This window comes from Microbacterium sp. HD4P20 (assembly GCF_019449275.2).
Classification (GTDB): domain Bacteria; phylum Actinomycetota; class Actinomycetes; order Actinomycetales; family Microbacteriaceae; genus Microbacterium.
Genome location: NZ_JAHZQZ020000020.1, coordinates 118,419 through 130,533, shown reverse-complemented (window position 1 = coordinate 130,533; position 12,115 = coordinate 118,419). Strand labels below are relative to the sequence as shown.

The 12,115-nt window shown below is 71.4% G+C and carries 10 protein-coding genes; 5 read left to right on the top strand and 5 right to left on the bottom strand.

Annotated features, from left to right (window positions below):
* The first annotated feature begins 128 nt into the window (after window positions 1-128).
* From K0817_RS16375 to K0817_RS16360, 4 genes are read left to right on the top strand one after another with little or no spacing between them, the layout of a single operon-like run.
* Window positions 129-1,454 (top strand): nitrous oxide reductase family maturation protein NosD, encoded by a 1,326-nt coding sequence (locus K0817_RS16375; protein WP_219982739.1) that lies wholly within the window; start codon window positions 129-131, stop codon window positions 1,452-1,454.
* On the top strand, window positions 1,454-2,254 hold the full coding sequence (locus K0817_RS16370; RefSeq protein WP_219982738.1) for a hypothetical protein: 801 nt from the start codon (window positions 1,454-1,456) through the stop codon (window positions 2,252-2,254). Before K0817_RS16375 ends, K0817_RS16370 begins: the two co-directional genes overlap by 1 nt.
* Window positions 2,251-3,504 (top strand): Dyp-type peroxidase, encoded by a 1,254-nt coding sequence (locus tag K0817_RS16365; protein WP_219982737.1) that lies wholly within the window; start codon window positions 2,251-2,253, stop codon window positions 3,502-3,504. Before K0817_RS16370 ends, K0817_RS16365 begins: the two co-directional genes overlap by 4 nt.
* Window positions 3,501-4,847 (top strand): MFS transporter, encoded by a 1,347-nt coding sequence (locus K0817_RS16360; protein ID WP_219982736.1) that lies wholly within the window; start codon window positions 3,501-3,503, stop codon window positions 4,845-4,847. Before K0817_RS16365 ends, K0817_RS16360 begins: the two co-directional genes overlap by 4 nt.
* Here the strand turns inward: K0817_RS16360 and K0817_RS18735 are convergent.
* The 5 genes from K0817_RS18735 to K0817_RS18730 all read right to left on the bottom strand — a co-directional run bounded on the left by K0817_RS18735 (window position 4,819) and on the right by K0817_RS18730 (window position 11,463).
* Window positions 4,819-7,449 (bottom strand): LuxR C-terminal-related transcriptional regulator, encoded by a 2,631-nt coding sequence (locus K0817_RS18735; RefSeq protein ID WP_219982735.1) that lies wholly within the window; start codon window positions 7,447-7,449, stop codon window positions 4,819-4,821. The two genes, K0817_RS16360 and K0817_RS18735, sit on opposite strands and share 29 nt — an antisense overlap.
* Before the next feature lie 229 nt (window positions 7,450-7,678).
* On the bottom strand, window positions 7,679-8,995 hold the full coding sequence (locus tag K0817_RS16350; RefSeq protein WP_219982734.1) for an HNH endonuclease signature motif containing protein: 1,317 nt from the start codon (window positions 8,993-8,995) through the stop codon (window positions 7,679-7,681).
* Between the two features lie 69 nt (window positions 8,996-9,064).
* Window positions 9,065-9,763 carry a type II CAAX prenyl endopeptidase Rce1 family protein gene (locus tag K0817_RS16345; RefSeq protein ID WP_219982733.1) on the bottom strand — a complete coding sequence of 233 codons (699 nt, stop codon included), beginning with the start codon at window positions 9,761-9,763 and terminating at the stop codon, window positions 9,065-9,067.
* Between the two features lie 14 nt (window positions 9,764-9,777).
* Window positions 9,778-10,299, bottom strand: a complete 522-nt coding sequence (locus K0817_RS16340; RefSeq protein WP_219982732.1) for a hypothetical protein — start codon at window positions 10,297-10,299, stop codon at window positions 9,778-9,780.
* A gap of 366 nt (window positions 10,300-10,665) precedes the next feature.
* Window positions 10,666-11,463, bottom strand: a complete 798-nt coding sequence (locus K0817_RS18730; RefSeq protein ID WP_219982731.1) for a CPBP family intramembrane glutamic endopeptidase — start codon at window positions 11,461-11,463, stop codon at window positions 10,666-10,668.
* Window positions 11,464-11,497: 34 nt separating this feature from the next.
* On the opposite strand from K0817_RS18730, the gene K0817_RS16330 reads away from it, so the two are divergent.
* Window positions 11,498-12,100, top strand: coding sequence for a low molecular weight phosphatase family protein (locus K0817_RS16330; protein WP_219982730.1), 603 nt, complete (start codon window positions 11,498-11,500; stop codon window positions 12,098-12,100).
* The last annotated feature ends 15 nt before the right edge of the window (window positions 12,101-12,115 follow it).

Here is a 12,115-nt window from a genome sequence, read left to right as displayed (position 1 = left end):
TGCCCGCAGAACAGAGTGGGGCCGATTTCACCCTGAACTTCACCCTCGGCGCGGCAACGTGCGGCGCACCACGCTGGAGAGGGCCGCCGGACCCGGGCGTCGGCGCGGCGCGTGGTTACAATCCCGTCATGCCCACTTCTCCCGCCGTGCTTCGGCGTGCCCTCGTGGCGGCGACCGTCGCCGCCACGGTCGTCGTGGGCACGGCGGCGTGCGCTCCCGAGGCGATGGCGCCTGCGGAGGCACCCGGGACCGTGCGGGTTCCGGCCGATGCCGAGACGATTTCGGCCGCCGTCGAGCTGGTGGCAGAGGGCGGCCTGATCCTCGTCGAGCCGGGCACGTACGCCGAACAGGTGCTGATCGACAAGCCCGATGTGACCCTGCGCGGCCTCGACCGCAACGAGACGATCATCGACGCCGAGAACCTCCGGCCGTACGGGGTCGTCGCGGTGGCCGACGGCGTGAGCATCGAGAACCTCACCGTGACCGGGGCCACCTTCTACGGGGTGCTGGTGACCGGCATGCACGACGAGTCAGGGCCCACCGCCCACGGGGTCGACGGCTACTCGCGGCTGGACCCCGAGCAGTTCCCTCCCGTACAGCGCTTCGCGATCGACCACGTCACGTCGTACAACAACGGCCTCTACGGGCTCTACGCGTTCGACGCGCAGCACGGCGTCATCCGCGATTCGTACGCTTCCGGATCGGCCGACAGCGGCATCTACGTCGGCCAGTGCCGCGACTGCGACATCCTCGTCACCGGCAATGTCGCCGAGAACAACGCCGTCGGGTTCGAGAACGCCAATGCGTCCGACAGCGTGGTCGTGGTCGGCAACCGGTTCAGCGGAAATCGCGTCGGGATGACGTTCCTCTCGAACTATCAGGAGGCCTTCGCGCCGCAGCGCGGCAACGCGGTGGCCGGCAACCTCGTGACCGGCAATGCGGCGACGGATGCCCCGGCCCACGCCGAGGGCGGCTTCGGGGTGGGCATCGGCATCTCGGGTGGCACGGCCAACGTCTTCGACCGCAACCGCATCGAGGGCAATCCCCGCGCCGGCGTCGTGCTCTCGAACACCGAGGACCTCGCGAGCCTCGACAATCTCTTCCGCGGCAACGTGATCGCCGGCAACGGCGTCGGCGTGGCCAACGCGTCGTCGCCGCGGGCGGCGGCGCGCGGCAACTGCCTCGAGGGCGATGCACCCCAGACGCTTCCGGGCGACCTGTTCGCTGCGTGCGCCCCGGGCGTCGATCAGCCGACCGCCGACGCCGCCTCGCTGCCCGCTCCGGAGGTGCCGCCGGGGGTCAGCTTCCTGAAGGTGGCGCCGCCGCCGCCGCAGCCTTCGATGGACGATCCCGAGGCGCCGGCCCGCGTGCTCCCCGACGTGCTGCCGACCCTGGATCTGGGGGCGATCGAGCTGCCCGCGGCCGACTTCCTCGGCGAGCGATCGCGATGGTGATGCGCGCACATTCCGTTCTCGGCATACGGGCGTTCGGCCTGGTGGCGGCGACCGCGGTTGCGTTGTCTCTCGCGGCCTGCGCTCCCGGCGGCGACGAGTTCGCCACAGGCGACGCCCGGCCGCTCACGACCGAAGAGGCGCAGACTCTCGCGGCCATGCGCCTGCGCAACCTCGACGCCGGCACGCGCACCGTCGCCTTCGATCTGGGCACTGCGTCCGACCTCGCGTTCGACGGCTGGTTCGACTACGAGTCGGGCGTGGGCTACGGACTGGCAGCCGGCGAGCCCGACGAGCTGCTGCTGTGGAACACCCACGTCGTCGGCTCGCATCCCGCGACGACGGATGCCGCACCCCTGCCCATCCCCGATGTCAACCAGCTCGCCACGGCGTGGCAGGGCAGCCCGCTCGATCCGGCGGCCTCACGGCTCGACACGGTGCTCGCGACCATCGGCTCGCTCGGCGCCGACCGCCCGGAGAACCCGTTGCTGCTGCAGCAGAACGGCACGCTGTGGCTGGGCGAGCGCACGGTCGACGGCATCGACCTCACCGTCTATGCCGGGCCGCCGTCCGACGAGGCGCTCGCGGCGGATGAGACGGCCGATCCGGATGCCGCCACCGTGCGGTACTGGATCGACGACCGCGCGACGCTCCACCGGCTCGACTTGCGGCTGGGCGGCGAACAGGCCTGGACCACCGTGACCTTCGGCGCCGCCGACGACGTGACGCTGGGCGACCCGTTCGCCGAGGCCGAGACCGCCACCGACACCGACACGGACACCACGGACGGGGATGCCGGATGAGCGACGAGCAGCTTCCCGAACCCGAGCGGTCTCCCGCGCCCGCTCCCCCGGCAGCGCCCGCGCGAGGCATCAGCCGCCGCGCGCTGCTTCTCGGCGGCGGCGGGCTGGGCCTGGGCGTCGTGGCGACCGCCGTCGCGGTGTCGACGGCCAACACCCCCTCCGCCGAGCCCGGACCAACCGCGGCCCCCGTCCCGGTGGGCAGCCCCGTGCCCGCGCACGGCGCGCAGCAGGCCGGCATCGCCCGCCCCGCGACGCCCCAGCGCAACGGTCTCATCGTCGTCGCGGATCTCGAAGCCGATCGGGATCCGGATGCCGCGACCGTCCTGGCCGCGCTGGCGGCGGCCGGCGACGCCATCGACGCCTGCACCGACCCCGAGCGCTACGACCGCGTCGTCCTCCCCGACGGACCCGGCGACGTCACGGTCACGATCGGACTCGGGCCGCGTCTGGTGCGGACGATCGACCCTGCGCTCCCGGGCGCCGAGGAGCTGCCGGCCTTCCGCAGCGACGATGGCCTCACGGCCGAGGCGACCGGCGGCGACCTCTTGATCGCGGTGTATGCCGGCGACGCCGGGGCACTGCATCCCGTCGCCGACCACGTGCTCGCCGCGATTCCCGGCGCGCGCCGCCGCTGGGCGCAGCAGGCCGTGCGCGGGGCGGGCACCGGCACGGTCGTGCGCAACCCGCTCGGCTACCACGACGGCATCATCGTGCCCCACACCGAGGACGAGCTGGCCGCGGGCGTGTGGATCGGTTCGGGCCCGGCCGCCGGCGGCACGGTCGCGGTGATCCGCCGGCTGCGGCTCGACGTCGCGGGGTTCGGCGCACTCGCGCCCGCCGCGCAGGACGCCGTCATCGGCCGCGAGCGCGCGAGCGGCGCACCGCTGTCGGGCGGGTCGCGCGACGACCAGGTCGACCTCGGTGCAAAGACCCCCGAGGGCGAGTACCTCATTCCCGTCCGCGCCCACGCGAGGGCGGCGCATCCGTCGTTCACGGCGAGCCCGCTCATGCTGCGGCGCGGGTATGCCTTCAGCAACGCCGGTCCCGAGCGCGACGACGGGTTGCTCTTCATGTGCTTCCAGAACGACCTTCAGACGTTCGTGCGCACGCAGCACCGCCTCGATGAGACCGACGACCTCATGGCCTTCACACGCGCCACGGCGAGCGCGTCGTTCCTCATCCCGCCTGGCCGCGAGGACGGCGCGCCCCTCGGCGCGTCGCTCGCCGGTGGTCGTGGGAGCGATTCGTGAGCCGTTCCTGGCCTGCCCGGGTCGTGCTGCCGCTCGCCGCGGTCAACCTCACCGCGCTCGGCGCGCTGACCGCGCCGGTCGTGGCCGGACTGCCGCTCAAGGTCTCCGCCGCCGTGCCCGACGATCAGCGCACCGCGACGCTGGCGACGCTGGTCGCGCTCGGTGCCGTCGTGGCGCTGGTGGCTTCGCCCCTCTTCGGCGCGCTCTCTGACCGCACGCGCGGCCGGTTCGGGCGACGCACGCCCTGGATCGTCGGCGGCGCGATCGTGGGGCTCGGCACGACGACCGGGTTCGCGATGTCGACGGATCTCGGGCCGGTCACGCTGTGGTGGATGGCGACGCAGGCGGCCTACAACGCCGTGCTCGCCGGCACGTCTGCACTCCTGGCCGACTCGGTCACCGAAGGCGAGCGGGCCTCGGCCAGTGGCGTGTTCACAGCTGCGTCTTTCGTCGGCACGCTTCCGCCGCTCCTGCTGATCGCGGTGCTGCCCCACCAGGTCTCGACGGTGATGTTCGTCATGCCGGTGGCCGCTGTGGTGGCCGCCGTCGCGTGCGCGTTCGTCGTTCCCGATTCTCCGCTCGCGCGGCAGCACGCCCCGACAGCTGCTGAAGCAGAATCAGATGGAATGGCGGATGCCGCGGCCCCGGCATCCGCGCACGACACCGCCGAGGACGAAGCGGCGTTCGAACGCCCCCGCGCCGTCTTCGTCGCGGTGTGGGTGCAGCGGTTCGCGGTCGGCGTGGCGTTCTCGCTGATCGCGGCCTTCACGCTGTACCTCGTGTCAGACCGGATGACCGGCGACGACGTGGCCGCGGCATCCCCCGCGTCGCTCGCGACCCTGCTCGGAGGCGCCGGCGTCGTCACCGGTGCCCTGGTCGCCGGCGCGTGGGCGTCGCGTCGCGGCCGCTACGTTCCGGCGCTCGTCGCCGGCACGGTGCTGCTGGCCGCCGCCGGTGTGCTGAAGGCGGTCGCCACCGCCCCGCCGACCCTGTGGGCGGCAGCGCTGTGCGCGGGCCTGGGGATGGGGGCGATCCTGGCGCTGAACTTCGCGCTGGCGATGCGCAGCGTGCCGGCCGCGCGCACCGGCACGTATCTCGGGGTGCTGAACATCGCCGAGACGCTGCCGCAGCTGCTCGTGCCGCTCGTGGCCGCGAGCCTCGTGCGCGTGGGAGGCGTGGACCCCTTCTCGGGCGGCGTCGACAACTACGTGACGCTCTACCTCACCGGTGCCGTCGTCGCCCTGGCGACGATCGCGCTGCTTCCCGCCATGCGGTCGCTGCTTCGCAGTCGGGCGGATGCCGGCGCACGGCCGGTCAGCGCAGGTCCTGCGCGGACGGGCTGAGTTCCCACGCGGCCAGGACGTACAGCGCCTCGTCGCGGCTTCCCACCTCGAGCTTGCGGTAGAGCGCGCGCAACTGCGATTTCACGGTGTTGCGCGACACCGACATGGCAGCGGCGATGTCGTCGACCGAGCTGTGGTGCGCGAGGGTGGCCGCGACCGCCAGCTCGCGCTCGGTGAGCCGCGGGCGCACGCCCCGGCTTCCGATCACGCCGGCGTCGCGGGCACGGGTGAGCAGCGCGACGAAGTCCTCGTCGTACGCGTCGGCGGTGCCCGCGCGCAGCATCGCGGCGCTCAACATCGCGTCGATGGCCGCGACGGGGGTGAGCATGACGGGCAGGCTCAGGCCGCGGTCGCGCACGAACGCGGCCAAGCGCCGCAGCGCGACGTGGACGTGCTCGGCGCGCTCCGGTCGCGGCGAGGTCGCCTCGGCGAGAGCGATCGCGCCGGCGACGAGCGCCAGCTGCTCCCCTCTCACGCGCGACGACACCGCATCGTCCCCCTCGTTGTCGCCCCAGCCGGCGAGCAGCTGCATCGCGCGTTCCAGATCCCCCCGCGCCAGGGCGATCCGGGCGCGGCCGACCCGGCGCCGCGGGGTGTCGGGTCCCTTCGCGAGCGCTTCTTCGGCCGCGGCGACCTCCCCGCTCGCGAGCCGGATGAGGGCGCTCGTGTGCCGCAGATCGGCGGCCATGTCGCTGTGGAGCGCGTGCCGGGCCTTCTGTTCGCGCACGACGGTGTCCAGCCGCACCTGCGCGGTCTCGGGCGAACCGTTGAGGAGCGAGATCAGCGCGTCGAGGTGAGCCAGCACCGACCAGTGCTCGATCGTGGCGCGGTGCGGTTCGAGCACCGCGAGGTGCGCGGCAGCGGCATCCGGATCCCCCGCCTCGAGCGCGGCGTAGGCGCGGGCGGCGACGGCGAAGCTGCCGGGGTAGCCGTCGGCCCAGCTGTCGGGCCAGACTCGTCGGTCCGCGTCTGCGAGCACCTGGGCGGCCTCGGGCATGTCGCCCCTGATGGCGAGGGTGCCGGCCTGGAGCGCGAGGCCTTGGAGGCCGGCCCGCAGCCCCTTCGCGTCGCTGACGGCCGTCGATGCCCGGAAGCACTCGAGGGCGTCGGCCGCGCGTCCGGCGTAGAGCAGTGTCGTGCCGAGGTGGTTGTAGAGGGTGGGCTCGTTGCGGCCGAGCAGATCGTGTTCGGCCGGCCCCATGGTCCGCATCAGGTCCAGGCCGGCGACCGCTGCCGCGAGGGCGGGGGTTCCCCGCCCCGATACGCGGTACGCGGCGGTCTCGATGGTGAGCAGCACCACTCGATCGGCGGGCCCGCTCTTGGTGCGGTGCATGCGCGCACCGTAGGCGGCGAGGGCGAAGTACTCGAGCGCGCGGAGCCGCTGGGTGCCCTGGGCGTTGGCGCTGATGGCCAGCACGATGGTGACCAGGGGCAGGTTGCGCAGTGTCATCAGCGGCACGTCGGCGAAGAGCGTGCTGAGCCCGCCTCCACCCGTGATGATCTCGTTCCAGCTCTCGCGGACGATGTCGGTGGCGAGCCCCCACTCCTTCCACGCGACCGCGATGCGCATCGCCGGGAACGGCCGGCGCCCTGCGAGATGCCAGCGTGCGACACGCAGCTCGAGCTTTCGGACGGTGTCGGCCGGCAGTTCGCGGCGGCTGTAGCGCTCGATGATGCGGCGGAAGACCGGCGAGAGCTCGAAGCTGCGTCGGCTCGGAGCGTGCGGCGAGGTTGCGTTCCAGATGCCGAGACCCTCCCGCTCGGCGCGGTCCAGAAGCTCGGCGGCATCGGCCTCGCCCGTCAGCTCGGCGGCGAACTCGGCGTCGATCGCGTCGGTGAGCGCGACCCGCTGGATGAACGCGGCGAAGCGCGCGTCGGCCGCCGAGCCGCGCAGCCGCAGCAGCGATTCGATGCGTTCTTCGATGGCCGACGTGCTGGTGACGGCGTGGGGATCCGCGTCCAGGGCGACGACGCGGGCGAGGGCCGGCGTGGCGCCGAAGTCGAGCACCTCTCGCACGCGCTCGGAATGCTCGGTGTCGCCGACCAGCGCCGCCGCCTCCGAGACGGTGAGTTCGAGGTCGGCCGGGCCGATGCGGGTCACGGCGATGCTCAGTGCCACGCCCGATTCGGTGAAGGCGTTCGAGGTGCGGGTGCTGGTCTTCACCGAGAGCTGCGGCAGGTCGGCGAGCAGGCGCAGGATGCCGCGGATCGTCGTGTCGCTGAGGTACTCGCTCTGGTCGATCACGATGGCGAGCGGCGTGCCGATGCGCCGGAGGCCTCGCTCGAGAAGGGACCAGGGCTCTGCCACCTGCAGGCTCGCGTCGGCCTGGACGAGCGGGTTGCGCTCGTCCAGCAGCCCGAAGTCGTCGAGCGCGTGCGCCAGCTGCGAGACGAAACCTTTGGGTTCGGCGCTGTCTTCGCGCAGGCGCAGCCAGACGCCGTCTTCATCGGTCGCGGTCGCCCACTGCGCGAGAGCGACGGTTTTGCCGTAGCCGGCTGGGGCGTGCAGCACGGTGAGCGGAGCCGCCGAGTCGAGCGCGGCCTGCACGCGCGGCCGTGGGATGAGCCCGGGCGGCAGCCGCGGTACGCCGAAAAACGACACGTCGAACCACCCTCCCGAGGTAACGCCAGCCCGCGGCCACTCTATAGGTATGCCCGATCCGGTCGTCAGGTATGCCTCATCCGGTCGTCGATGTGAAGCCGGCGTGACGGCTCCACCCGAGAACGCCGACCTCAGAACGGCCGTCTCGATCGACTCCACGATCGCTCGCGTGCATCAGCACGGCGCGCGTCGAACGGGGCGCGTAGAACGGGGCGCGTCGAACGGGGGTTTAGAACGGCGCAGGTGCGGGGTCGTGCTCGGCAGCGACCGTGAACACCGGTACTCGACGCTCCGGTTGCACGACATGTCGTCGGCCGGTCGGCGAGATCCATTCCACGGCGCCGCCGCTCCCCGGAACCTGGGCCACCACCCAGTCGGTGTTGTCCTTGATCAGATGATGGTTCTTGCAGAACGGCGCGAGGTTCTCGAGCGACGTCTCGCCGCCGTCTACCCACCGAATCTGATGGTCTACCTCGCATCGCGACGCCGGCATCCAGCATCCCGGTCCCATACATCGGTCCGCCCGCCACTTGGTGAGCTTTCGCAGTGGGGGCGGTGGCGGGTATTGCTTGCGGCCGACGGAGAGAACCATGCCAGTCTCGGGGTGTGTGAGCACCCGCATCCAGGAGGCGTCGCCGCCGCAGAGTTCGCGCGCGCGGGAGAGCGGGATCGGCCCGATACTCTCCACGACCGGCGGGTCAGCGGTCTTGGCCAGCTCGTCGTCCAGCAGCGCCAGCACGGGCACTGTCACGACGACCGATGCGCGGATGCCCCTCGCCTCGGTGGGCATCGCGCCGGTGACCCCGTCGATGAGAAGGTCGCAGACCACGTCGGCACGGATCTGGTCCAACGTCCTCGTCTCGCCGTCTTGAGCGGCGATGGTCTTCGCGATCGCTGTCGCCCGCGCGAAGATCGCATGCACTTCGACCTCGGGGGCGTACGTGATGAGCGCGCCCATTCCATCGGTCCCCCGCTCGACGACGACACGCCGGGCCTGCAAAGCCGTCTGGTACCGCTGCTCGAGCGTGGGTGCTTCCAGAGTTTGGATCAGCGCCCGCAGCGCCCGCTGGAACGTGCCCACCGGCTCCGCCTCGGCCAGCTCCACCGCGCGGGCGGCGACCTCCTCGCGGAGTTCGGGTTGCACCTGATCGACCTTCTCGACCAGGATCGCCGCGTGCTTCGTGGTGATCCGTCCGGCAGCGAGCGCCGCGAGCGCCGCCGGATACCGATGCACCAGCGCCTCGGCCTGCACGATCATCTGCCCTGCCGCGTACTCAGTCACCCGCATCGCCGAGGCGAGCTCCAACCGGATCGACCGCTCGACGAGATCGGTCACTCCCGCCCCGCGACCAGCATCTTCGGCCAGCATCTCTCGCCGCATCGCGTCGATTCGCATGAGTCGCTGCGCCGCGAAAACCGACTCCATCGTCGCCGCTTCGAGAACGAGGTCGACGGCGTCGGGCACGGGCGGCAAGAAGACATCGCCTAGCCACTCACCGTCCAGCCCCTGAGGGTCTGGCGGGTCGGGCTCGGCGGCGCTGGTCATACTTCCAGAGTAGAACAAACGTACGACACTCGCCGAGAGTGGTGGCTCCTGTGGATAACTGACGAGCGCTCACACCAGCAGCAGCGCCACGCCGATCGCGTTGCTCACCACGTGCGCACAGATCCCCGCCGCAACTCGTCCCGTCACCGCGAACAGGATGCCGCAGCCCACGCCGATGGCGAGCGGACCGAGCAGCGCACCCCACGTCACCATTCCGCCCGCAGCCACGACGTGCAAGGCGACGAAAGCCGCCGTCGACACCGCGACGGACGCAACGGCCGCAACCACGCGGCCGAGCGACCCGAAGACGTCGAGCAGCGCCGCCACCGCGACCCCGCGGAAGAACAGCTCCTCCACGATCGGCGTCACGAGCGCGGCACCGAGCGCGATCACGGCGACGGCGGCGATCGAGACGGTGCCGAACCCGCCGAGCAGTGATCCGGTGGTCGGCACGAGCAGCTCGAGCAGGGCCCGCACCAGCAGCCCGACACCGAGGCCGAATGCGACGTCGGTCCAGCGCCAGCGCAGCAGCACGCGTCGCACGAAGCCAGGCGTCGCGGCAAGCCGGATGGCGACCACGGCGGCCAGGACGAAGGGCACTGAAATGATGACCAGGTCGGCGAGACTGCCGATCCAACCGGTCGCGCCGATACCTCTATATAGCGAGACGACAAGCCCGGCTATCACCACGCCCGCTGCCGCGACGAGTAGGGCGATCCACGGCCGCCGATAGAACGACGATGACCCCGGGCTCGCGCCCGGGGTCATCGTGGGATCGTTGGTCAGTTGCTGGCTGCCGCGCGGCGGCGAGCTGCGACGGCTGCCACGGCGATACCGCCGAGGCCGAGCGCGCCGACGCCTGCCCAGATCATCGCGGCCGGAACCGAGCCACCCGTTGCCGGGAGGCCGCCGCCAGAGCCACCGCCGGCTGCTGCCACCGTGAGGGTGACCGAGCCGAGCACCTCGCCACCGGGTGCGGTGACGGTCACGACGTACGTGCCGGCGGTAGAAGGTGCGGTGAAGGTCGCCGAAGCGCTGCCGTTGACGACCGTCTTCTCGACGGACGTGCCGCTGCCCGCGGCGGCGACGATGGAGGCGAGCGTGCCTCCGTTGGCGCTGAACAAGACGGATTCGTAGTCGCCGAGGTCGTTGACGGTGATGGTCACCGACTGGCCCGGCGTAAGAGTGGTGTCAGAGGCGACAACCGGAGCGGTGGCGGGGTACTCATCGGCTGCAGCAGCAGCAGCGGAGCCGAAGACGAAGACCGCGGCGATGCCGGCGGCACTGAGAAGTTTCTTGAACATGTGAATGACTCCCGACAGTCAGTTAACGTTACGCGGCGAGGTGCGTTGCGTGCGTTGATGAGGGCAGCCATTCTTGGGGGGGGTGACTGACCTGCCCTCGTCACTCTAACGAGACTCACAGGATATATCCACGTCGCGGGATTACGGATGTGTAAACATGCTAGGTCGGGCATGTCCCCCGTATGGGGGACAGGATCGCCGATCTGCGCAGCGATTGCCGACGCTGGAACGCAGTCTGAGCCATCGAGCGGCTTTCGGCGTGCAGATCGCAGTTCGTTTGGTCCAACCAGAAATTTCGCCGAATCGCGAGAATCCACCGCTTCTGGTCCAACCAATCTCTCGTGATGGCGCCTGCGAACCGGGTCCTCACCCCCAGATGGTGCCGAGAACGACCAGCACGACCCAGGTCGCGTTGAAGAGAGCGTGCACGATGACGGCGCCCCAGATGCGTCCGGTCAGCAGCACGAGCGCGGCGCACGTGAGCCCCAGCAGGAGCAGCGACACGACCTGATCCACCGGCAAGGCTCCACCCGCGAGGGCGTGCAGGGTGACGAAGAGCGCGGTGCTGACAAGCCCCGCGACGACGCCGGCCGCTGTCTTGCCGAACGGGCGTCGCATCAGCGTGTACAGCGCGACGAGCACCACGGCGTGGAAGAAGAACTCCTCGAGCGGGGCGGCGATCACGATCGAGGCAAGTCCGTCGGTCAGCCACCACGAGGTCGGCAGCCGGCCGTCCACGAGAGTGACCGAAGGCAGCGAGCGGTCGCCTCCGAGCCCTTGCGCGAGCCACCCCTGCATCAGACGCAGCAGCAGGGCCAGGGCGACGCCGTAGAGCAGGTCGATCCAGCGCACCCGCAGCAGCCCGATCGGCCGCGACCGAGTGAGGGCCAACACCACGGGCACCAGCATCCCGATCCACATCAGGGCCAGCGCGACTGGTCCGGCCAGCGGTGACTCCCACAGCGTGTCGATCAGGGTGCCGGCGAGCAGGGCGATGCCGAGCGAGATGAGCGCCACGGCCAGCAGGCCTTCGCGCCACGCACGCACCGTCCGGCCGCCGAGCCGCCAGTCGGTTCGCGGCTGTCGACCGCTGCCGGACCGCCTCCCCGCGCGCGTCGCCGGCGGGGTCGATCCCGTCGCGAGGTCACTAGGCTGGTCGAGCACTCGCCCACGTTATCCGACGCGCAGGACGGCTCCCTTGTTCGAGATCCTCACGGTGTGCACGGGCAACATCTGCCGGTCGCCTCTTGCCGAGCACCTCTTGCGTGCACAGCTCGCCCCGTACTCGCCCGTCATCGCGAGCGCCGGCACACGCGGTCTCGCCTCGGCGCCGATGACCGACGAGGCGGTGCAGCTCGCCGTCGATCTCGGCGTGCCGGCCGAGGTGGCCGCGACCCACCGCTCCCGCTTCCTGCTCGACGCGATGCTCGCCCAGCCCGACCTCATTCTCACGATGACGCGCGACCACCGCCGTGAGGTCGCAGAGCTCGCGCCCGCGCGGCTGCGCTCGACCTTCACGATCCGCGAGTTCGCCCGCATCGCGTCGACGATGAGCGACGACGAGCTGCGCGCTGCCGCCGGCGAGGGCGGAACGGATGCCGCTGCCCGCGTCCGCGCGATGGGCCTGGGTGTCGCGGCTCGGCGCGGCCTCGCGATGCCTCCGGCAAGCCCCGACGAAGACGACGTGATCGACCCTTACCGCCGGTCGTGGCAGACCTACCAGCTGTCGGCATCGCAGCTGGCGCCCGCCATCGATCAGGTGGTGCGCGCGGTGGCGCTGGCGGCGACGACAAGCGCCTGAGTCGTCCCCGGCGGG